General features: G+C 43.7%; 20 protein-coding genes. 9 read left to right on the plus strand and 11 right to left on the minus strand.

All coding sequences use genetic code 11. The features are described 5' to 3' along the window. Positions 1–25: 25 nt before the first annotated feature. Positions 26–2,308 carry a class 1a ribonucleoside-diphosphate reductase subunit alpha gene (gene nrdA / locus AACT42_RS04940; RefSeq protein WP_017046168.1) on the minus strand — a complete coding sequence of 761 codons (2,283 nt, stop codon included), beginning with the start codon at positions 2,306–2,308 and terminating at the stop codon, positions 26–28. 480 nt (positions 2,309–2,788) lie between these two features. Then, on the minus strand, positions 2,789–3,496 hold the full coding sequence (gene ubiG, locus AACT42_RS04945) for a bifunctional 2-polyprenyl-6-hydroxyphenol methylase/3-demethylubiquinol 3-O-methyltransferase UbiG (protein WP_017044298.1): 708 nt from the start codon (positions 3,494–3,496) through the stop codon (positions 2,789–2,791). A 294-nt stretch (positions 3,497–3,790) separates the two neighbouring features. Between ubiG and gyrA the strand changes: the two genes are divergently transcribed. The 3 genes from gyrA (at position 3,791) to AACT42_RS04960 (ending at position 8,898) form a co-directional block, all read left to right on the plus strand. Beyond that, a complete protein-coding gene (gene gyrA, locus AACT42_RS04950) occupies positions 3,791–6,592 on the plus strand; it encodes a DNA gyrase subunit A (RefSeq protein ID WP_094167975.1) in 2,802 nt (933 codons plus the stop codon). Between the two features lie 357 nt (positions 6,593–6,949). Further along, positions 6,950–8,596: a methyl-accepting chemotaxis protein gene (locus tag AACT42_RS04955; RefSeq protein WP_094133951.1), complete on the plus strand. Its 1,647-nt coding sequence runs from the start codon at positions 6,950–6,952 to the stop codon at positions 8,594–8,596. A 125-nt stretch (positions 8,597–8,721) separates the two neighbouring features. Then, the gene (locus tag AACT42_RS04960) at positions 8,722–8,898 is read left to right on the plus strand and encodes a hypothetical protein (protein ID WP_017042466.1); all 177 of its coding nucleotides are present in this window, start codon (positions 8,722–8,724) and stop codon (positions 8,896–8,898) included. 95 nt (positions 8,899–8,993) lie between these two features. Here AACT42_RS04960 and manA read toward each other — a convergent pair whose 3' ends face one another. Both manA and AACT42_RS04970 read right to left on the minus strand, forming a co-directional pair. Next, a complete protein-coding gene (gene manA / locus AACT42_RS04965) occupies positions 8,994–10,202 on the minus strand; it encodes a mannose-6-phosphate isomerase, class I (protein WP_094133078.1) in 1,209 nt (402 codons plus the stop codon). 110 nt (positions 10,203–10,312) lie between these two features. Then, positions 10,313–12,211 (minus strand): PTS fructose transporter subunit IIABC, encoded by a 1,899-nt coding sequence (locus AACT42_RS04970; RefSeq protein ID WP_094133077.1) that lies wholly within the window; start codon positions 12,209–12,211, stop codon positions 10,313–10,315. Between the two features lie 327 nt (positions 12,212–12,538). On the opposite strand from AACT42_RS04970, the gene AACT42_RS04975 reads away from it, so the two are divergent. Next, entirely contained in the window at positions 12,539–13,441 is a 903-nt protein-coding gene (locus AACT42_RS04975) for a helix-turn-helix transcriptional regulator (RefSeq protein ID WP_161441934.1), read from the plus strand. Positions 13,442–13,443: 2 nt separating this feature from the next. On the opposite strand, the gene AACT42_RS04980 is transcribed toward AACT42_RS04975, so the two are convergent. From AACT42_RS04980 to AACT42_RS04990, 3 genes are all read right to left on the minus strand, one after another. Further along, the gene (locus AACT42_RS04980) at positions 13,444–14,238 is read right to left on the minus strand and encodes a PTS sugar transporter subunit IIA (protein WP_094133075.1); all 795 of its coding nucleotides are present in this window, start codon (positions 14,236–14,238) and stop codon (positions 13,444–13,446) included. 6 nt (positions 14,239–14,244) lie between these two features. Beyond that, positions 14,245–14,541, minus strand: coding sequence for a PTS fructose transporter subunit IIB (locus AACT42_RS04985; RefSeq protein ID WP_017042461.1), 297 nt, complete (start codon positions 14,539–14,541; stop codon positions 14,245–14,247). Positions 14,542–14,645: 104 nt separating this feature from the next. Next, positions 14,646–15,053, minus strand: a complete 408-nt coding sequence (locus AACT42_RS04990; protein WP_017042460.1) for a PaaI family thioesterase — start codon at positions 15,051–15,053, stop codon at positions 14,646–14,648. Positions 15,054–15,092: 39 nt separating this feature from the next. Here AACT42_RS04990 and AACT42_RS04995 point away from each other — a divergent pair, with 39 nt between their 5' ends. After that, entirely contained in the window at positions 15,093–15,371 is a 279-nt protein-coding gene (locus AACT42_RS04995) for a DUF134 domain-containing protein (protein WP_026027228.1), read from the plus strand. Here the strand turns inward: AACT42_RS04995 and nqrM are convergent. Further along, positions 15,368–15,571 carry a (Na+)-NQR maturation NqrM gene (gene nqrM / locus AACT42_RS05000; protein ID WP_094133074.1) on the minus strand — a complete coding sequence of 68 codons (204 nt, stop codon included), beginning with the start codon at positions 15,569–15,571 and terminating at the stop codon, positions 15,368–15,370. The genes AACT42_RS04995 and nqrM overlap by 4 nt on opposite strands. Continuing rightward, positions 15,571–16,056 carry a NifB/NifX family molybdenum-iron cluster-binding protein gene (locus tag AACT42_RS05005; RefSeq protein WP_237666833.1) on the minus strand — a complete coding sequence of 162 codons (486 nt, stop codon included), beginning with the start codon at positions 16,054–16,056 and terminating at the stop codon, positions 15,571–15,573. Before AACT42_RS05005 ends, nqrM begins: the two co-directional genes overlap by 1 nt. 551 nt (positions 16,057–16,607) lie before the next feature. Here AACT42_RS05005 and mglB point away from each other — a divergent pair. From mglB to mglC, 3 genes are all read left to right on the plus strand, one after another. After that, complete coding sequence (mglB, locus tag AACT42_RS05010; RefSeq protein WP_026027227.1) at positions 16,608–17,582, plus strand: galactose/glucose ABC transporter substrate-binding protein MglB; 975 nt, start codon at positions 16,608–16,610, stop codon at positions 17,580–17,582. A gap of 137 nt (positions 17,583–17,719) precedes the next feature. Then, the gene (gene mglA / locus AACT42_RS05015) at positions 17,720–19,228 is read left to right on the plus strand and encodes a galactose/methyl galactoside ABC transporter ATP-binding protein MglA (protein ID WP_013856963.1); all 1,509 of its coding nucleotides are present in this window, start codon (positions 17,720–17,722) and stop codon (positions 19,226–19,228) included. Positions 19,229–19,238: 10 nt separating this feature from the next. Then, positions 19,239–20,246 (plus strand): galactose/methyl galactoside ABC transporter permease MglC, encoded by a 1,008-nt coding sequence (gene mglC, locus AACT42_RS05020; protein ID WP_013856962.1) that lies wholly within the window; start codon positions 19,239–19,241, stop codon positions 20,244–20,246. 93 nt (positions 20,247–20,339) lie between these two features. On the opposite strand, the gene AACT42_RS05025 is transcribed toward mglC, so the two are convergent. Next, positions 20,340–21,272, minus strand: a complete 933-nt coding sequence (locus tag AACT42_RS05025; RefSeq protein ID WP_088732345.1) for a LysR family transcriptional regulator — start codon at positions 21,270–21,272, stop codon at positions 20,340–20,342. 123 nt (positions 21,273–21,395) lie between these two features. Between AACT42_RS05025 and AACT42_RS05030 the strand changes: the two genes are divergently transcribed. Continuing rightward, on the plus strand, positions 21,396–22,487 hold the full coding sequence (locus tag AACT42_RS05030; RefSeq protein ID WP_202599624.1) for an alkene reductase: 1,092 nt from the start codon (positions 21,396–21,398) through the stop codon (positions 22,485–22,487). Between the two features lie 104 nt (positions 22,488–22,591). Here the strand turns inward: AACT42_RS05030 and AACT42_RS05035 are convergent, their stop codons facing one another. Continuing rightward, positions 22,592–22,960 carry a diacylglycerol kinase gene (locus AACT42_RS05035; RefSeq protein ID WP_017046154.1) on the minus strand — a complete coding sequence of 123 codons (369 nt, stop codon included), beginning with the start codon at positions 22,958–22,960 and terminating at the stop codon, positions 22,592–22,594. Positions 22,961–23,055 lie beyond the last annotated feature (95 nt).

Below are 23,055 nucleotides of genomic sequence, written 5' to 3' on the forward strand. Positions count from 1 at the left end.
ATTGAATACGTTGAGTGAAATAGAGTTAGATCTTACAACCGCCGCCCGCACAATCATCATCTTGTGCCTGTACTGCGTCTTTTTGATCGTCCTTCGCGCCATCACGAGTGTTGTGATAGTACAAGGTTTTCACACCAAATTTATATGCCGTCAGCAGATCTTGCAGCAACTGTTTCATTGGCACTTTACCACTTTCATACGCGCTGGGGTCGTAGTTGGTATTAGCGGAAATCGCTTGGTCAACAAATTTCTGCATGATGCCGACTAGGTGCAGATAGCCGTTGTTAGAACCAATATTCCACAATAACTCATAGTTCTCTTTCAAATTAATGAAATCCGGCACGACTTGTTTCAAGATGCCATCTTTTGAGGCTTTTACTGAAACATAACCGCGAGGAGGCTCAATACCGTTGGTGGCATTGGAAATTTGCGAAGAGGTTTCTGAAGGCATTAACGCTGTTAACGTTGAGTTACGTAAGCCAAATTCCATGATCTCTGCGCGCAGCGCATCCCAATCATAATGCAAAGGTTCTGCGCAAATTTGGTCGACATCTTTTTTATAGGTGTCGATAGGCAGCAAGCCTTTGGCATAATTTGTTTCATGGAATAGAGGGCATCGGCCTTGTTCTTTGGCTAACGCGACTGAAGCCTTCAACAGGTAATATTGCATCGCTTCAAAAGTGCGGTGTGTCAAACCATTTGCACTACCGTCCGAATATTTCACGCCATTTTTCGCCAGATAGTAAGCGTAGTTAATCACGCCTACACCCAATGTACGGCGATTCATGGTTGACTTATAAGCGGCAGGCAGTGGGTAATCTTGATAATCCAACAGTGCATCTAGCGCACGAACCACAAGATCAGACAACTCTTCGAAATCATCCAGAGATTGAATTGAACCTAAGTTGAATGCCGAAAGCGTACATAGCGCAATCTCACCTTCATTATCTTCAACATTAGACAGCGGTTTCGTCGGCAGTGCGATCTCCAAACAGAGATTGGATTGGCGAACAGGCGCTACAGACGCATCAAACGGGCTGTGCGTATTGCAGTGGTCAACGTTCTGGATGTAGATACGGCCAGTGGAGGCACGTTCTTGCATCAATAGGGAGAACAGTTCTACCGCTTTCACCGTCTCTTTTTTAATCGAAGTGTCATTCTCATATTGAACATACAAACGTTCGAATTCGTCTTGGTTTTCGAAGAATGCGTCATACAATCCAGGCACATCAGAAGGGGAGAATAGGGTGATATTACCGCCTTGAACTAAGCGAGAATACATCAACTTATTGAGCTGAACACCATAGTCCATATGACGAACACGGTTCTCTTCAACGCCGCGATTATTTTTCAATACCAGTAGCGACTGCACTTCACCGTGCCACAAAGGGTAGAAGACAGTGGCTGCGCCACCACGTACACCACCTTGAGAACAGCACTTCACTGCGGTTTGGAAATATTTATAAAAAGGAATACAACCCGTGTGGAACGCTTCACCACCGCGAATTTCCGAGCCTAATGCACGAATGCGGCCCGCGTTAATACCAATACCCGCACGCTGTGATACATAACGTACGATAGAGCTTGCTGTGGCATTGATTGAATCTAAGCTGTCACCACATTCAATCAACACACATGAGCTAAATTGACGGGTAGGCGTGCGCACGCCCGACATGATTGGCGTTGGCAGCGAGATTTTGAACATTGATGTTGCGTCGTAAAAACGCTTAATGTAATCGAGACGGTTTTCTTTTGGATATTTCGCGAATAAGCAAGCGGCGACCAAAATGTAGAGGAACTGGGCACTCTCATAAATTTGTTTCGTCACACGGTTTTGCACGAAGTACTTACCTTCAAGCTGTTTTACCGCGGCGTAAGAAAAATTAAGGTCACGTGCGTGATCGATATAAGTGTCGAGTTCTTCAAATTCTGCGCGAGTATAATCTTCGATAAGGTGCTTATCGTATTTGCCCATTTCAACCAAACGAGAGACATGGTTGTACAAAGTGGGTGGCTCGTATTGTCCGTAGGCTTTTTTACGCAAATGGAACACCGAAAGACGAGCAGCTAGATATTGGTAATCTGGCGTCTCTTCTGAAATCAAATCGGCAGCGGATTTGATGATAGTCTCATGGATGTCAGAGGTCGTAATACCATCGTAAAACTGAATGTGAGCTTTCAGTTCTACTTGTGATACAGAGACATTGTGCAGGTCTTCCGCAGCCCACGCGATTACACGGTGGATTTTCTCAAGATCAATTGTTTCTTTGCGTCCATCACGCTTGGTGACAGTAAGTTTTTGGTTCATTCTGCTTCATTTCCCTAACAAAACTGATTAAGGCCGTATTTTTGTAGAATTGTTGTAAATTTCATCGCGGCTTTGTGATCTGAATTTATCTATATATTGTAGTGCAAACACAACATATAGGGGTTCTTTGCTTTGCGAGTTACAAGATAGTGCTATCTGAAGCTCATTTCAAGTTACAGATCTGGGACAGCTTGTGGATAACTAGCAAAAATAAAAAAAACAGTTAGTACCCACTTACTGATGATCAAAGAGCCGATTTGATTGTAGAAAATTACCGTTTTGAGTTTGGTTTAGATGTAACCACAATCAAAAAAAAACTTCTTGATCTTTGAGGAAAAAAGGGAGCGATTTTCGATGTGGTTAAAATGGAATCTAGAGCACAAAAAACAGCCTAGAAACCGAGAAAAAATGTGCTATTCGGCTTAATTTTTAACGTGAGCAATACGCTATCGATAATGGCATATTAGATGACCACTGACTTTAAAAAAGCTGAGTATGAACGATGTAATTGACATCAACATTGCGCCCTAAACGGTAAGTATCGGTTAACGGGTTATAAAGTAGGCCTGTTATTCCTTGCTCTTGCAGGTTTGTTTTATCAATCATCTTAATCAGTTCCGATGGGCGGATGAATTTTTCATGATCATGTGTGCCTTCTGGAACAATGCGTAGCAACTTTTCTGCGCCCACGATGGCAAACAGGTAAGACTTAAAATTACGATTGAGCGTAGAAAAGAAAACATGACCGCCGGGTTTGACCAACGCAGAGCAGGCTTGAACAACGGACAATGGATCTGGAACATGCTCAAGCATTTCCATGCAAGTGACAACATCATATGTGTGTGGGTTGTCAGCGGCGTGATCTTCAATCGTACTTTGAATATAAGTGAGCTTTGTTCCGGTTTCTAAAGCATGTAAACGAGCGACTTCAAGCGGTTCTTTGCCCATGTCTAAGCCAGTCACTTGTGCACCTTCTCGCGCCATGCTTTCGGCTAAAATTCCGCCACCACATCCAACATCGAGCACCTTCTTGCCAAATAGGCCGTTGGCATTGACCAACACATAGTTCAATCTTAACGGGTTAATTTGATGCAGTGGCTTAAATTCACCATCCAGATCCCACCAGCGTGACGCCATCTCTTCAAACTTTTTAATTTCATTAAGATCAACGTTTTGTGCTTTAGTCATGTTAGATTCGCTCTTGCTGTCAAAATAGGCATCTTTAGTTGTGTGGGGTATTATAACCAGTTGATTATCACAGGCTACAGGTTATCTTTATTTCATTAATTTTTGGCTAAAATTTGGCCATTAATCAGCCGGGTATGGAATGAATGTGCAATTTCTCGGCACTTGATACACAACAAAGGTCACAACCTGATAAAAGGAAAGGGAAAGGGATGCCGAAGTAGTGAATTATGTGTTATATTTTTCGGCCTTGTACGTATCGAATATACGATCAAAAGATAGAGGGATAATGGCTCTATGAGCGATCTAGCTAGAGAGATCACGCCCGTAAACATTGAAGATGAGCTAAGAGGTTCATACCTAGACTACGCGATGTCCGTTATCGTGGGTCGTGCTCTTCCAGATGTGCGTGATGGCCTAAAACCAGTACACCGTCGCGTTCTATTCGCGATGAATGTGCTTGGTAACGATTGGAATAAACCATATAAAAAATCTGCCCGTGTTGTGGGCGATGTGATTGGTAAATATCACCCGCATGGTGATAGTGCTGTATACGATACGATTGTTCGTATGGCGCAGCCGTTCTCATTGCGTTACATGTTGGTCGATGGCCAAGGTAACTTTGGCTCGATCGATGGTGACTCTGCGGCAGCAATGCGTTACACCGAAGTACGCATGTCAAAAATTGCCCACGAACTGCTTGCCGATCTCGACAAAGAAACGGTCGATTATGTACCGAACTATGACGGTACAGAACAGATCCCTGCGGTTCTTCCTACGAAAATTCCTAACCTACTGGTGAATGGCTCATCCGGTATTGCAGTAGGTATGGCAACCAACATTCCACCCCATAACCTAACGGAAGTGGTTGAGGGTTGCTTGGCCTATATAAATAATGAAGACATCACCATTGATGAGTTGATGGACTACATTCCGGGCCCAGATTTCCCAACAGCAGCATTAATCAGTGGCCGCAAAGGAATTATCGACGCTTATAAAACAGGGCGCGGTAAAGTCTACATGCGCTCTAAAGCGGATATCGAAGTCGAGAAGAATGGTAAAGAAACCATTATCGTCAGAGAAATCCCTTATCAAGTGAACAAAGCACGCTTGATTGAAAAAATTGCTGAGTTGGTTAAAGAGAAAAAAGTCGAAGGCATCAGTGCACTGCGTGATGAGTCTGATAAAGACGGCATGCGTATTGTTATCGAATGTAAACGTGATGCGGTTGGTGAAGTAGTTCTGAACAACCTCTACGCTCAAACACAGTTACAAACGACATTCGGCATCAACATGGTTGCGCTGGATAATGGTCAACCTAAGCTATTCAACTTGAAAGAAATGTTGAAATGCTTTGTTGATCACCGCCGTGAAGTGGTGACGCGTCGTACTATTTTTGAACTGCGTAAAGCTCGTGATCGTGCCCACATTCTAGAAGCACTGGCTCTCGCGTTAGCCAACATTGATGAAATCATCGAATTGATTCGCCGCGCAGCAACGCCAGCAGAAGCAAAAGAAGGCTTGATTGCTCGTGGTTGGGATCTTGGCAACGTAGCGTCAATGCTTGAACGTGCTGGAACCGATGCCGCTCGTCCTGAATGGCTTGAACCAGAATACGGTATCCGTGATGGCAAATATTTCTTAACTGAGCAACAAGCCCAAGCAATTCTTGAACTTCGTCTGCACAGATTGACAGGTTTAGAGCACGAAAAAATTCTTGATGAGTACAAAGCTCTTCTGGAAGAAATCGCTGAACTGATGCATATCCTTGCCAGCACTGAACGTTTGATGGAAGTTATCCGCGAAGAGCTTGAAACTGTTCGTGATGCTTTTGGTGACGCACGACGCACTGAAATTACCGCGGCAACTCACGATATCGACATGGAAGAGCTGATTGCTCGTGAAGATGTGGTCGTTACACTTTCTCATGCAGGTTATGTGAAATACCAGATCCTCAGCGATTACGAAGCACAACGCCGTGGTGGTAAAGGTAAGAGCGCGACGAAGATGAAAGAAGAAGACTACATTGAGCGTCTTCTTGTGGCGAATACTCATGACCACATTCTTTGCTTCTCGACTCGTGGTAAGACATACCGTTTGAAAGTCTATCAATTACCGCTAGCGAGCCGTACAGCGCGTGGTAAACCTATCGTTAACATTCTTCCTCTGGAAGAAGGGGAACGTATTACTGCGATTTTGCCAGTCACTGAGTTTAGTGATGATAAGTTTATCTTTATGGCGACCGGTGACGGTACAGTGAAGAAAACATCACTTTCAAGCTTTGCCAACGTGCGTTCTAACGGTTTGATCGCGGTTAACTTGCGTGAAGATGACTCTTTGATTGGTGTGGACATTACCGATGGCAACAGTGAAATTATGCTGTTTTCTAAATTTGGTAAAGTGGTTCGCTTTAAAGAATCAGAAGAAACGACAGTATTGGATGAAAATGGTCAGCCTGTTCTTGATGAACATGGCCAGCCAGAGATCAAGTTCAAAGGCGTAAGACCGATGGGCCGTACCGCGGCAGGTGTTCGTGGCATGAAGTTGGCGGAAAATGACCAAGTAGTATCTTTGATTGTTCCAAGACGATCTGTGCCTAAGCCTAATAAAGTAAACAACTTTATTGGTACTAACCCTCTGTCAACACCTGCATTTCGTACTAGTGTAGAAGGCGATGTACTGACTGTAACCGAAAATGGTTATGGTAAGCGTACTGTGCTGTCAGAGTACCCAACCAAAGGCCGCGGCACTCAGGGTGTTGTGTCTATCAAGGTGTCTGAGCGTAATGGTCAAGTTGTCGGCGCAGTGCAAACTGAAGAAGGCGATGAGTTCATGATGATCACCGATGCCGGTACGCTCGTTCGTACTCGCGTCGCGGAAGTGAGCCAAGTGGGGCGTAATACTCAAGGTGTGACCTTGATTCGCACCGCTGAAGATGAAAACGTCGTAGGTTTACAGCGTATTGAAGAAATTGAAGATGTTGAGCTACCTGAAGGAGAGGAATTGCCAGAAGGTGAAGCGAGCGTCGCAATTTTAGAAGTACAAAGTGACGCAGAAGAGGCTGACTCTGAACCGAGCAGCGATTCTGAAGACGAGTAATCGTTTCACGTATCCACCTTTATTCTAAGCTGATAAAGAATAAAAGCCGGAGCATTGATTGCTTCGGCTTTTTACTTCTAGCGAGCAGCCCATCTGACAAGTGAAGGATTTTCATTCAGCGTTGAAATCGTGGTGGTCTTTTTGAAAAGATCATCTGTGCCACAAATACGGCTGACTCCACATCTCTCATTCAACCTAAAATTGCCTATACTTAGCTATTGAGTTAACGTCATAAAAGTCATTAATTTAATTTTAAACGTTCTAGAAAAGATAACTTTTTAATAAATAAGAAACCATTCATTGGTTAAGATCTGTCCCCATCACATAATGGCGCTACAACTAAAAAGGATATAAAAGATGTTTGCTAATCGGTTTACCTTACAATCGCGATTAATTTTTGCGGTGTTATTACCTTGCGTTGCGTTGATTATTGTTGGAATGGCGAGCTTCAATAGCATGTCGACGATTCAACGACAGGCAGAACAGCTCTATCTCAATACGGCCGCGCCAATGCGTTCAATGGCTGAAGTTGCCTCTCGAATTCCCCGTATGCGGGTTGGTATCGATATGATGTTACTTCAAGAGACGTCGTTAAGAGATAAAAAGGGTGTCCTCACACGCGTGAAAGAGACACGTGACGAAGATATCCCTGAAATGAGGCAGTCTGTCGAGCACGCAGTTCAGTCACAAGTGGATCCAGAACAGCGGAGACAAGTTCAGCAACTGTTGACTGACTTTGAAAAAATGGTCAGTACTCAACTTAATCCTATGTTGGCAGCATTTGAAAAGGACGATCTAGATACGGCGCGCAACATATACCGAGATCAATACGCGGTTACCTATGGTGAACTGCGTAAAAAAGCCAATGTGATCCTCGATTCGCTACTAGAGCAGGCCAAACAGCAGAACGTCAATAGCCAAAAGAGTTATGCCCAAGGGCAAAATCACATGTTTATCATTATTGGTATTGGTGTGCTAATTTCGTTTGTCACTTCATTCTTTATTGTTATCGGCCTAAAAACGCGAGTGGCCAGCCTACAAAAATCGATTGCTTTGGCCGCTGAAAATATGGCGCTAGATGCTCGCATTGATTTAGGTGGTCAAGATGAGTTATCGAAAATTAGCGATAGTTTTAACGACTTCATTGAGAAAGTACATGTAGCGATCAAGCAAGTGGCTTCGAGTTCTTATGAATTAGCGAATACGGCTAACCAAGTTTCAGCTCGGGCGCTATTAACCAAAAACAACTGCACTTCGCAACGTGATAGAACAGTCCAAGTGGCCACTGCCATTCATGAACTAGGTGCAACGGTAGGCGAAATTGCAAACAACGCAGCTCAAGCTGCCGACGTTGCGAAACAGGCCACTCATCAGGCGGAAAATGGCACCACTGTAGTAGAGAAAGCACAAGTGCAAATTGCAGATTTGATCACTGAATTAGAGCAAGCTGCACAAGTCGTAGGCTCTTTGGCTGGTCAAGTGGTTAACATCAGCTCGATACTTGAGACTATTCGTAGCATTTCCGAGCAAACGAACTTACTTGCATTGAACGCAGCGATTGAGGCGGCGCGAGCGGGAGAGCAAGGTCGAGGCTTTGCGGTCGTTGCCGATGAGGTGCGAAATTTAGCAAGCCGTTCTGCTGCATCAACCGAAGAAATTCAAAGAGTCATTAATAACTTACAAGAAGAATCGAAACGGGCGGTTGGGGCAATGTCCCAAGGCCGAGAGCAGAGTTTGTTGGTGGTTGAACAAGCTGAAAATGCCAATAGCTCGCTAAAACAGATCCGCGTTTATATAGAGAATATTAGTGATCAGAATATTCAAGTGGCGACGGCAACGGAAGAGCAGTCAAGTGTGGTCAGTGAAATCAACCGCACCGTTGAAGATATTAATCATCTCACCATGGAAACAACAACAGTAGCTGAGGAGCTCACTGTTAGTAGCGAACATTTGAAAAAAGTTTCTAAGCAACTCGATAGCCTAGTGAACAATTTTAAATTGTAATTTTGATACTTTAGGCTTAGATATTAGAAATGTGATAACTATTCCATAACTTAACACGACATAAGACATGTCTATGAAAAATGGTATTATTTTTGAGAATTTTAGTATTTTTATAGGAATCGGTTGTGGACCCTGTGATATCGCAATTAAAGAAGGATTTTTATGCGCAGATTCGCTCTCTCAAAGACGGTCCGACATCTGAATCTCAAACGACCTTAGCACTGCTCACAGAAGAAGAGTTGCAACAACTCGAACAAATGTGGGTTGAACTGGCTGTTTGGAAGCAGTCGCAGAATATCTAACTGCCCACAAATTGATTAGCGCAAATTTTCGTAATAATCCCAAATAAAAAGCCAGCAGAACAGATGCTGGCTTTTTTTGTTTATCACGTCGGCTGTTAATTATACGCGCGTGCGACACGTCCAAGTGATGACAGTTGATAATGTTCAGCGTATGCGGGGATGAAGATTGAGTGACCTTTTTTCACGGTTAGAGACTCACCATTGTCATGGGTTAAGGTCGCATCAGCATCAATGGCAAAGATAATTTCAGCACTGTTGATTTTCACGTTAACTTGCGCGGTATTGAAGTAAATCGCAAACTTAAAATCGCGGACTGGGACAGGGAACAATAATGCTCCATTTTCTTCGATTGGTTTCAATAACAGGCTTGAAGCTGGTTTTTCTTCAAATAGCGTGCATGATGCGAGCTCTTCAATATCCATGTGTTTGGGTGTTAGGCCAGCGCGCAACACGTTGTCTGAGTTGGCCATGATTTCAAGCCCGGTACCTTTCAAGTAGGCGTGTGGCGTTCTGGCGTCTAAAAACATGGCCTCACCCGGAGCTAAAGTGAGTACATTGAGCATTAATGGAGAAAATAGACCAATATCACCGGGGTACTGTTGTGCCAGCTCTAAAATAAGCTCAAAAAGATCATCATCTGAATGATGGTGGGCATACGCTAATAATGCATTCACCGCATGTTCTTTTTGCTCGCCAGTTAATGATAGCAATGCACTAAAAAAGGTTTTTAAACCTTGTGATGTTGGGCTGTGTGCAAAGGCATCGACCAGGGTTGAAATCGCATTGATATTCAGCGTTTGAAATTGTTCAACTGTCTCTGTGATTGGGCGAAACCCATTCATCGCTTGATAAGGGGTAAGGGCGTAAACCAATTCCGGCTTGTGGTTAGGATCTTTGTAGTTGCGATGTCCGGCGTTGAGTGGGATCCCCGCTTGATTTTCTTTCTCAAAGCCAATTTCCGCTTCTTGCTTACTTGGGTGAACTTGAATCGAAAGGGCGTTCGCTGCGGCAAGTACTTTGAAAAGATAAGGTAACTCACCAAAGGTTGCCGCGGTAGCCGCAGAAAGAAACGCTGTTTTATCTTGGTTGATCATCTCAAGCAACGAAACAGGTTCGCCATTCACATGAATTTGTGAGCATCCATTTGGGTGTGCTCCCATCCAAATTTCTGCTTGTGGAGCCTTGGTTGGGTTAGCAATATCAAACAAGTGCTGAATCGAAGTCGTGCTTCCCCACGCATAGTTTTGGATGACATTGTCCATCAAAAAGAAAGGTTGTTTGTTATTGGTCATAGTACATCTCACAAAAAATCAAAATAAAAACAAAGTAGCAGTACACAGAGTAAGAGAAATAAAAAACTCCCGAGTTAAAGCGGGAGTACAACATAAAGTCAGAAGCTCAGCGTTGATGAACATTAAGCCGTTGTTTGTTGTAATTTCGCTTGGCGCATTTTTTTCAGAGTGATACAAACAACACCTGTTACTACAGCACCGGTTGCCATGCAAAGCAAAGCTAGCAAAGGCTTATTCATGGCACCGAGCAATGCTACTACAGGACCGCCGTGGGCAACACTGTTTGTAATGCCAAAAGTGAACGCCATAACCGCTGCAACCATCGACCCCAAGATGTTTGCTGGAATGACTGACATCGGATCTTGCGCGGCAAATGGAATCGCCCCTTCAGAGATACCAACCAAGCCCATTGCACCGGAAGCTTTCCCTGCTTCAATTTCAGAGGCTTCAAACAAGTTCAGTTTACGGCCCAGAACGGTTGCTAAAGCCATACCGAGTGGCGCGACTGGAATGGCACACGCCATTGCACCCATAAATTGAGTTTGACCGCTGGCAATCATACCAACAGAGAAGAGGAATGCCACTTTGTTAAATGGGCCACCCATATCAAAGCCAGCCATGCCGCCGAGCACAATACCGAGCAGTATCACGTTACCTGAGCTCATGCTCGTAAGTAGTGCGGTTAAACCATCCATCAAGCTTGCAATCGGCGCGCCGATAACAAAAATAAAGAGCCCAGAGATAAAGAGTGAGCCTGCGATGGGTGCAATCATGATTGGCACAAGTGGTTGAATAAACTTGTGAAAATGGATGCTTGTTAACCATTTGATGAAATAACCGACTAAAAGGCCAGCAATAATGGCACCGATAAAACCTGTACCGGCATCTGCGCCGTAGAATGACCCGTTGTTAGCGATCCAACCACCAATTAAGCCAGGAGTCAGAGCAGGGCGATCGGCGATCGCGTACGCGATGTAACCTGCAAGAATGGGGATCATCAATGTAAAAGCAACCACACCGACGTTCAGCACTTGGTTCCACATACTGCCGTCAGGAATGGCCATACCCGCTTCGGTTGGCTCGCCGCCAATAGCGAGAGCTAAAGCAATCAACAAGCCGCCAGTAACAACGAATGGGATCATATGCGATACACCATTCATCAAATAGCGGTATAAATCGGAGCGAGCTTGCGCCGCTTTGCCTTTCCCATCTAAAGTCTTGGTACTGGCATCGGCTTGATATTTTGGTGCGCTGAGGGCTTTTTCAATCAACCCTTTTGCATCACGAATCGGCGCTTTAACGCCAGTTTCAATCAGTTTTTTACCCGCAAAGCGCACCATGTCAACTTGCTTGTCGCAAGCCACGATGATCGCATCAGCTTTAGCGATCTCTTCATCCGTTGGGCTATTTTTCACCCCAATCGAACCGTTGGTTTCGACTTTTATTTGATAACCCATCGCGGCGGCCCCTTTTTCCAGCGCTTCAGCGGCAAGATAAGTGTGTGCAACACCCGCTGGGCAGCCCGTTACGCCAATCAAAAAGCCTTTATTGGCTTCAACATCGGTTGTTTTTTCGGTTTTTTGTAGCAACAAATCTAGCGCTGCTTGCTCTGTTTTGGCGTCTAAGAAACGTTCAATGAACCCTTCTTCAATCAGCTTAGAAGAGAGCTCTGCCAGCACTTCAATATGATGATTTGAACCACCATCAGGTGAGGCTATCATGAAAAATAATTTAGAAGGCAAGCCATCTTCCGCGCCATATTCGATACCGCTTTTGCTGATGCCTATAACAACTGCAGGCGAGATAACGGCGGAACTTTTGGCATGAGGCAGCGCGACACCATCTTCAAATCCAGTGTTACCAAGCTCTTCACGAGCATAGATATCGGCTAAAAACTGCGATTTATCGCTGATGCGTCCTTGTTCTAACAGTACATCGACCAGCTCTGAGAAAACGCCATCTTTTGATGTTGCTTTCAAATCAAGCCGGATCAAGTTCTCATTAATGAGTTGAGTGATCATGTTTCGTCCCCTATATGGTTTTTATCCCCTTCGCACTTGAAGCTGAGCCATGTTGGCTGCAACTTCAAACTGTTTGGGGATATTGTTATTGCGCACCGCGCTTTTTGTTGGAGATATTGTGAGCGCCTCGGGTGAGCAGTGGTAGTGTAAGAAACTGGCATTTACTGGATTATTGTAACCTGTGGCTGCAAACGTGATCAGGCTCTTATTTTGGTTTTAGGGTGATAATTTGAACTTATGATTAATTTTATATTTTAATTCAATTGGATAAATTGATTATTTTGCTTTTTCGAGCGGAGTTATCGAATGCGTAATGGTTGGTGATTCATGAGGCATTGGATTATAGTTGCCTCGTTTATTGATGGGTATAGGGTGAGTTTTGTGATCCCAGTATTTAAAAATGTGATTGAAGTGCTGCTCTCGGAGCGAGAAAGTTTTAATCGAATATGGTTTGCTGGGGACAAAATAACGCCGCCAGCGTTCAGTTACCAAGTCAATTTCCCTCGTCTAGAATTGGTCTTAAGCGGCGTGTATAGCAACGAAATCGAAGAGATTGAACACGGTATTAGTAAGGTCAACATCTTATCTGGTGATGCGCTTTATATACCCCCGAACTGCTGGAATAAACCCGATTGGCAAGAGAGCTGTTCGGTCTTGAGTTTGCTATTTGGCCGTCGTCAAATGGGGTTTAGTTTGGTCAGTACACACAAAGGCGAGAGTGGTTTTTATGATGTTCAGAAACACAGTATCCCAACGCGTACTGGGCACGCGATTGATCACATGCTCGAAGGGCTAAATGCATTAGCACGTGAGCCTCAGAAAAGCCCAATGGACGAACATTTGTTGTTGGCTCTGTTGAGTTACAGCGCCACAATGCTTGATCAACCGACCGCTTCTCCTAAAAAGCGCAGTGAAGATTTATACCAAGGTATCTGCATCTATATCCAAGAAAATTTTCATCGCAATATTTGCCGTGACAGCATCGCACAGCGGTTTAACATTTCCGCCAACCATTTATCGCGCATGTTTCGCCAACAAGGACACATGACTCTTGCTGATTACATCACTTGGGTAAGAATTGAACGGGCAAAATTTATGTTGAAGAAATACACCTTTCGTTTAGCCGAAGTGGCCACGCGCTGTGGATTTCAAGATGTGAATTATTTTTTCCGCGTATTTAAAAGCAAAGCGGGTATGACTCCATCTGAATATCGAACTCTGTCGCAATAAAGCTATTCATTTTGTATTGGGTCGCACGGCTTAGCCATCACGTGCAGCAAAATGGCTTTAAGGGTTTCTTCTCTTTTTGCCGTAAGTAGCCATTGACGATGTTCCTCTTTCAGCAACCAACGAGTTAACTGCGTGACCGGTTTAATCACGGTTCGCGGCGCTGATGTCGGCAGTAATAAGGTGATGATCAGCGACACATCGCCGGATTTTTCTGACCATGATAGCGGGTTTGCTAACCAGTGAACCGCCAGTGTTGGCTGGGCAATTCGTGCGTGAATGATATGGGGTAGCGCTATTCCATGGCCAATAATGGTCGGGGAGATGGCTTCTCTTTTTTCCAGCGCATGCAAAATATCATGACAATGCGTGGGCATGATCTGCTTAGCAATCGTGTCGAGTGCCTCTAATTTGCTAACCACTGGGCCTAATGTGGCGTAATGCCACTGTAGCGAAAAGGGCAGTTGAAAAGCAGAGTGGGTGGCAAACGCCAATTCCGCTTTAGCATTTTGTTTGTGCGATGTTGAAATAAGCAGTGTGTGCTCGCGTAAATACTCTGTCATCACCATGCAGGCCAACTCGGCGTCGAGCCCTTCAATGGCAATTTGGCATACATCTCCCGGGTTTGAACCAAGGCTTAACACTTGCAGTGTATGGTTGAGCATTGCCTTGTTGTCACGCGTGATGTTAAACAGCACCACCACCGAGCGAAAATGGCGGTTGAGATCTTTCAATTCATTTAATTGCCAGCTGACCAGACCGCCTGCTTTTAAAACAAAGGTGATGCGCGTTGTGATCATCGGCGGTTACAAATAACGATCTAAAACAGATTGCACGTTCGTCAACACTTCTTCAATGGACACCTGAACCGTTTTGCAACCAACAAAACGTTCACGCTGTTCAATGTCGATATCTGAAGCGATGAGGATCAGATCCGCGTTGACAATATCTGCCACTGTCAGTGGGTTCTCGACACCCATTGCTCCTTGGGTTTCGACTTTAATTGAGATATTACGCTTATTCGCTTCTTTTTTGAGTGCGTCTGCGGCCATATAGGTGTGCGCGATGCCTGTTGGACAAGCGGTTACTGCGATAATTTTCATAACGAAAGATAATAGAGAAATGATGAGTGAGTATAAGGAGGATGAAAGCGTGACTCAACCGAAGTTTACGCTAAGCCAGTACCCTAATGACTGTAGCACTCAGGCTACTCGGCTTTGCACATAAACTTTGCACTGGCCGTAGAATAGGGAAGCCCATCATAAAAAATGGTGCTGCACAGATAGTAAATGTGACGTTTTTGTTTGATAAGATGCGCTTCGACTTGTAACGGTACATTCAGTGGAATAGGGTGCAGATAACGTACGTTTAGCTCTGCCGTCATCGCATAAATGCACTGTGCAAACAGACAATGTGTCATGGCAGCGTCATGCAAGGTGCTGATAAGTCCACCCTGCATGACCCCTTGATAGCCTTGCATCTTTTCTGTTGCTACAATCTGTGCGCATACTCTCCCCGTTTCTGTTTGGTTAAATTGCAGTGTGTGCGTTTCAGAAAAGAACGGGGCACAACACACCGCGCAGTGGCAATGTTGTAGGGGAGGCTGAATGTTCATAAGTTCACCAAACTGTTTTTAAATGATTAGGAGAAGAAAATGGCAAGACCCAAAAAAATTCGTCGTGTTTGTGGTCAAGCGGCGTATGCATGCTTCAAACCCAACGGTGTCAAATTATCTGAATTGAACACAGTAGATTTACTGCCAGAAGAACTTGAAGCGTTGCGTTTGGCTGATAAAGAGGGGCTTAGCCAATTACAAGCGGCTACGCAGATGGGCATATCGCGACAAACCTTTGGTAATATCGTTAACCAAGCAAGAGCGAAAGTCGCGACTTGCTTGGTGGAAGGTCATGCGTTGATGTTGGTTGAGCGCTAACGCTCGTGATCAGGTTCTTGAATTTGATACAACACCTTCTGATGCTCATTACAAACGTCTACGCAGTTACATTCTCTTTCAATATCGATATTTGCTAACCCACCACAACTGCCTTGCAGCGAGCGGCGGCGAAACAAAACACCGATCGCCATCAAGACAATAATGCCAATAAAAAACGCAAAGGTTATAACATAAGTCATTATTTCCCCTCGACAATCTCTTTTACTTTCAGCACTTTCTTCAACGCTTCTATGGTAGTTGGTGACAGCATTCTGGGTGCCAGTTTGTTATGTTTACCCACTTTCTTCGATCCACATTGACTAGCACAACGTTTCTTCGATTTATTGGCTGAAGGCTTGCCAAAAGAGACGTCGGTGACGGGCAGAAGATGGTTTGGATGAAGTGATGTTAATTGGCTGCCTCTTGGTGCGTAATATACCTCAATCTTCTTTTCTAAAATTGCTGCTAACATATTTTGTCCGATATTGCGGACGATAACAGCGTCCACTCTATTCTCTCTTAGCAGTGCCAGTAGCTGTTTTTTGTGGCCACAACTGCCCTCGGTTTTCGTAACGTCAATACGTTGGCTAGTGGCGGTGGTATCGTCCACAATCATCAATTGAGGCGCTTTGGCAAAGTGATTAAAAAGCGAGTTTTGATCACAAGGGATGGCATAAATCATCATGGCTCCTAAAGTTTATCGGGTTCTTGTATTTAAAATACACCTTATTATTGGCATATGCCAATAATAAAAATGACAATTTAAGAGTTCATTAATTAAAAGTCGTGGTGCTGTTTGGTAAATCGAGACCCGATATGGCGTAAAAATACGCGAATAAATTGCAGGCGTATGTAACAAGCCTCATCTACACTTTGTGAGCAGTCAAATGAAAGTTAAATCTATTGCATATTGGAAACCTGCAATTGTAAACGTTAACATCTGGTGTTTTGAGAGGTATGATCTCTTTCGTGGTGGATCGCACTTTTAAAAAGAGAAATAGGTCTCGATGTTACATTGCGTTACGTATGATTACTTAGTTTTGCAATAGTTATCAAACTCTTCACAAGAAACTGCATGAAAATGCGATTTCAAAACTGAAATTTTAACTGGTTCACATTAATTGTTTGTTTTACTACTATACTTTGAAAGGTAAACGTTTTCACTGCTGTTTCTCAGAGTTAACGTTTCTCCCCCTACACAACGTAATAACAACACTAACAAATAGGACTTGTTCAATGAGAAAGTTAACTACTTTAGCCATGCTTGCGGCTGGTATGAGTTTCGGCACTCAAGTCATGGCTGACACAACGATCGGTGTGACCGTTTATAAGTACGATGATAACTTTATGTCAGTTGTTCGCCAAGCGATTGAAAAACAGGCAAATAATGACGGCAACACCAAGGTTTTGATGAATGACTCACAAAACAGCCAATCAATGCAAAATGACCAAGTGGATGTCATGTTGGCTCGTGGCGTGAAAGCACTGGCGATCAACCTTGTCGACCCTGCAGCTGCACCAAGTATTATTCAAAAAGCGAAAATGGATGATGTTCCTATCGTTTTTTACAACAAAGAACCGAGTGCTAAAGCGCTCGCTTCATATGACAAAGCCTATTATGTGGGTACAGATTCAAAAGAGTCGGGCATCATCCAAGGCGATCTCATTGCGCAACACTGGAAAGCCAATCCTGCTTGGGATAAAAACGGTGACGGTGTACTGCAATATGTAATGCTGAAAGGCGAACCAGGTCACCCAGATGCGGAAGCTCGTACTTCTTATTCTGTGAAAACCATTAACGAAAATGGCATCAAAACAGAAGAGCTACACATGGATACTGGTATGTGGGATACCGCCATGGCAAAAGATAAAATGGATGCTTGGTTATCTGGACCCAACGGCAGCAAAATCGAAGTTGTGATTGCCAATAATGATGGTATGGCGATGGGTGCGATTGAAGCGTTACGCGGTGCGGGTGCGAAAGTACCAGTATTCGGTGTTGATGCGTTAGCAGAAGCATTAGCATTAGTTAAATCTGGCGACATGGCAGGCACTGTGCTTAATGATGCAGATTCACAAGCGAAAGCGACATTTGAACTTGCACGTAATTTAGCCAACGGCAAAGCTGCAACCGAAGGCACTCAATGGGAAATGGCCAATAAGATTGTTCGTGTTCCTTATGTTGGTGTGGATAAATCGACACTCGAGTAACCTAAAGTTCAAGGGGGAAGTCATTCCCCCTTTACTCCCTAACTTATAGGGTGTTTATACAATCAATAATAAATAATTGCTGATTAAATTTTATTTAATATTGAATGGTATTAATCAAAGAATAAATAAGTGATGCCATGGTAAATCAAGAGCATGAATTTCTGTTAGAAATGACAGGAGTGAGTAAAGAGTTTCCCGGGGTTAAGGCATTAGATAAAGTTAATTTGAAAGTTCGACCACACTCTATTCATGCATTAATGGGAGAGAATGGTGCAGGTAAGTCGACGCTATTAAAATGCCTTTTTGGAATTTATGATAAAAACGAAGGTGATATTATATTTTTAGGCGAACATGTGAATTTTCAATCGTCTAAGCAAGCTTTGGAGGCGGGTGTTTCCATGGTCCACCAAGAGCTTAACCAAGTATTACAATGTTCTGTAATGGATAATATTTGGCTAGGGCGTTACCCAAAGAAAGGACTCTTTGTCGATCACGATAAAATGTATCGTGATACCAAAGAGATCTTTGATGAACTCGATATTGATATAGACCCGAAAATTAAAGTGGCTAAATTATCGGTATCACAAAGGCAGATGGTCGAAATAGCGAAAGCGTTTTCTTATAACGCGCGCATTGTGATCATGGATGAACCCACGTCCTCTTTGACTGAAAAAGAGGTATCGCATCTTTTTACTATCATTAACAAGTTGAAAGAAAAAGGCTGTGGCGTGGTGTACATCTCTCACAAAATGGAAGAAATATTTACTATTTGTGATGAGATAACCATCTTGCGTGATGGGCAATGGGTTGATACGAGGCCGTTGAAAGGGCTTGATATGGACAAAATCATTTCGATGATGGTTGGCCGTGAATTAACACAGCGCTTTCCCACAAAGACCAATGTGCCAAAAGAAATTATCCTCGAAATCAAAAATTTAACAGCACTGAACCAACCCTCTATTCAGGATATTTCGTTTGATCTCAGAGAAGGTGAAATCTTAGGTGTGGCTGGGCTCGTCGGTTCAAGACGCACTGATATTGTGGAAACCATTTTTGGGGTTCGTGAGCGTAGTAACGGCCACATTATGTTACATGGCCGAGAGATGAAAAACCGTGATGCACATGAAGCGATCAATAGTGGTTTTGCGTTGGTGACAGAAGAACGTCGTTCAACCGGCATTTACAGTAATTTAGATATTACCTTTAACTCTTTGGTTGCCAATGTGGATGAATACAAAACCAAATTAGGTTTACTGAGTAATAAAAAAATGAGGAGTGATACACAGTGGGTAATCGACTCCATGAGTGTAAAAACACCTTCTCATGAAACATCAATCGGTTCTTTGTCTGGTGGTAATCAGCAGAAAGTCATTATTGGCCGTTGGTTGTTAACTCAGCCAGAAATATTAATGCTTGATGAGCCGACTCGGGGTATTGATGTCGGAGCAAAGTTTGAAATTTATCAATTGATATTGGAATTAGCGAAAAAGAATAAAGGGATTATTATTATCTCTTCCGAAATGCCAGAGTTGTTAGGCATTACCGATAGAATATTGGTGATGAGTAATGGCCGAGCTGCGGGAATCGTTAATACTAAAGACACTTCACAGAATGAAATATTAGAGCTGGCCTCTCGTTACCTCTAGGGAAATTATTATGGATTCAGTTAAAACATTTGCAATGAAGCACCTAAAGGAAGGTGCGATCTATGCGGTTCTATTTATTCTTCTGGCAATTATTATTATTCAGGAGCCATCATTTTTAAGTTTACGCAACTTTAGTAATATATTAACGCAATCTTCAGTGCGCGTTATTATTGCATTGGGTGTGGCGGGGCTGATTGTAACGCAAGGAACCGACCTTTCTGCTGGACGTCAAGTGGGTTTAGCCGCTGTAATTTCGGCAACACTTTTACAATCAATTGATAACGTCAACAAAGTATTCCCTAGCATTGGTGACGTGCCGATTGTGGCTGTGATTCTTTGTGTGTGCGCGATCGGCGCAATCATCGGCTTAGTGAACGGTGTGATTGTTGCTTATTTAAAAGTAACGCCGTTTATCGCCACATTAGGCACCATGATCATCGTCTACGGGATTAACTCTCTCTACTACGATTCGGTGGGTGCATCTCCAATTGCAGGTTTTGATGAGCGTTTCTCTTCATTCACTCAAGGTTTTATTCGATTTGGAGATTTTAGGTTTTCGTACATAACCTTCTACGCCATTATCGCGATTATCTTTACATGGATTTTGTGGAATAAGACCGTTTTTGGTAAGAACATTTTCGCGGTCGGTGGTAACCCAGAAGCTGCAAAAGTTTCTGGTGTTAATGTGCCATTGACGCTACTGAAAGTGTATGCTCTATCGGGTGTGTTCTATGCGTTTGGCGGTATGTTGGAAGCTGGCCGTATCGGCAGTGCGACCAATAACCTTGGCTTCCTGTACGAGTTGGATGCGATTGCAGCCTGTGTTGTGGGTGGCGTGTCATTTGCTGGCGGCGTCGGAAGCATTGCGGGTGTGGTCACGGGTGTGCTTATCTTCACTGTGATCAACTATGGTATGACCTACATTGGCGTGAGCCCTTACTGGCAGTACATCATTAAAGGCGGCATTATTATTTTCGCTGTCGCGTTGGACTCAATGAAGTACGCGAATAAGAAATAGCCGCCTAAGAGCAGAAATACAATTTTCGACATTTAATCGCCGAAAATTGTCGAAATAAAATAAACAAAGAGCGCTTTTATCGGCGCTCTTTTGCTATTGCCCAGTAGGAAGCGTACGTTTTTCAAAATAGCGCACAATCTCCTCGATCAATATTTTGATACGTGACGGTTGGTGATCACGATTGGGATAGAGCAGATGCAAGTCCGATCCTGTGGCCAAATCGTGTGAACTAAAACTTTGCCGATAATCTTCCAAGAGAAGAACGAGTTTCCCAGCATTGAGGTCGGGTTGAATATCGAGTTGTGATTTGAGTGCAATACCTGCGCCTTCGAGTGCCCACTGGCGAATCACTTCGCCATCATTAGACAAACGTGATGGTTTGATCAGAATATCTTGAACGACATCTCCTTTAAGAAAAGACCAACGCGTTAATGATTCACTTTTGCGTAGCATACCCAAGCAAGCATGCTGTTTGAGATCCTCTGGGTGCGTCGGTTGACCATGACACGCTAAATATGCGGGTGAGGCACAAAGAACGCGGCGACTTGTTGCTAATTTTCTGGAAACCAATTGACTATCTTTGAGTGTGCCGTAACGCAATACCAAATCAAGTTTTGTTTCATATATCCCTAACACACTGTCACTAAAGGTAATCTGAGGCACAATTTTAGGATGTCTTGCTAAGAAGGAGTCGAGCAGTGGCATCAAATGTTGTCGCCCGAGATCTTTGGGTGCTGAAATTTTTATATTGCCTTCCAAGTGTGTTTTCTCGGCGAATAGCGAAGACTCGACTTCAGTGATGTTGGCTAAGGTTTGTAAACATAATGGATAGAAACGTTCGCCGGCTTCCGTCAATGCAATTTTACGTGTGGTTCTTTGCAGCAATTTCACGCCATAGTGGCGTTCAAGCTCTTGCAGTTTTAGTGTGACTGAAGCGGCGGACATATTGATGGCTTTTGCGGCGGCCGCCAACCCTTGTTGCTCAACAATGGCAACAAAGACCTCCATGTTCAATAATTTGTTCATTAAGATTCTATATCGCAGTTATTGTTAAGTAATCCTAAATACTCTTTTTAATTATAGCTAGATTATTTAGTGATTCTTTTGTTATAGCCTATGGATAACAACCCAATACAGAGCGATTGAATGATGAGTAGCTTATTTTCCCCGATACAAATCGGTCCACTTTCTTTGAATAACCGGCTGGTAATGGCCCCGATGACGCGTGCTCGGACAAGTCAACCGGGTAATGTTCCCAACGACATCATGGCGCAATATTATGCTCAGCGAGCGAGTGCTGGTCTGATTATTACTGAAGCAACACAAATATCAGACGATAGCCAAGGATACTCATTTACTCCTGGCATATACACGCCAGAACAAATTGTGGGTTGGCAGCAGGTCACTCAAGCCGTGCATGACCGCGGAGGAAAAATAGTGAATCAGCTATGGCATGTAGGGCGAGTATCGCATCCTGTTTTTCAACAAGGTCAAAAGCCGATGGCTCCTTCAGCTATTGCTCCAGTCGATACCAAAGTCTGGATTGCACAGCCGGGGAGTGCCGGTGAGATGATGGAATGCGTTGAACCAAGAGCAATGACATTGCAAGAGATTAACCAAGTGGTACGCGATTTTGCTAATGCTGCACACAATGCGATTGCGGCTGGCTTTGATGGCGTCGAAATTCATGGTGGTAATGGCTATCTGATCGATCAGTTTTTACGAACCAATTCGAATCATCGCACTGATCAATATGGTGGCAGCAGAGAAAACCGCTTACGTTTTCTTATGGAAGTTGTGAGTGCAATCATTGATAAGGTTGGCGCTGACAAAGTTGGAGTTCGCTTGGCGCCTTACATCACATTTAAAGATATGAACTGCCCAGATATCGTCCCAACGATTTTACAAGCGGCGGAGCAATTACAGAAACTCGGTATTGCGTATCTGCATTTGTCAGAAGCTGATTGGGATGATGCTCCACAAATCCCTGAAGATTTTCGCCAACATTTACGTGAGCTGTTCACCAATACCATTATTGTTGCAGGCCGATATGACGTTGAGCGAGCAAACCAAATCTTGGAAAATGGCTACGCCGACTTAGTCGCATTTGGGCGTCCCTTTATTGCGAATCCAGACTTAGTCGAGCGTTTGAAAATGAACCGTACATTATCGGCATTTGATCCAAGTTGCTTATTTGGTGGAGGTACTAAGGGATATACAGATTATCCAAACCATTCCTAAATCGACATAGCCAGCAGTCGTTTGTTTTATGATTCTGCTGGCTTTTTTACAACTGGTTGGCCGTTATAAAACAATGAGCCATTAACGCGCACCAAAATGATACGCTAAAAGTAATAAGGCCACAGAATAAACATCCATGTGAATGCTGAAAATATCAACGCGATCAGTACGGCAGCTGAACCGATGTCTTTGGCGCGGCCACTGAGTTCGTGCCATTCGCTACCGACGCGGTCAACCACGGCTTCCACAGCGGAATTCATCAACTCCACAATCACAACTAAGACTAAGCAACCAATCATCATGATTTGCTCAATTTTAGTGACAGGCAAAAAGAAAGTAATGGTAATCAACAAAATTGAAGTGACAGTTTCTTGTCGAATAGCGGCTTCGTTTAGCCACGCGGCTTTCAGCCCTTGTATTGAATAACCTGTGGCATAAAACAGACGCTTTATACCCGTACGACCTGGTTTCATAAAATGAACAACCTAATAATGAATAACTATGACAATGGGCATGAGTGAATTACGTGTAGACGTAAAATAGCCTTCGCCCCGCACCCTCATGTTAA

The sequence above is a fragment of the Vibrio sp. V15_P4S5T153 genome, assembly GCF_963874485.1.
Taxonomy (GTDB): domain Bacteria; phylum Pseudomonadota; class Gammaproteobacteria; order Enterobacterales; family Vibrionaceae; genus Vibrio; species Vibrio anguillarum.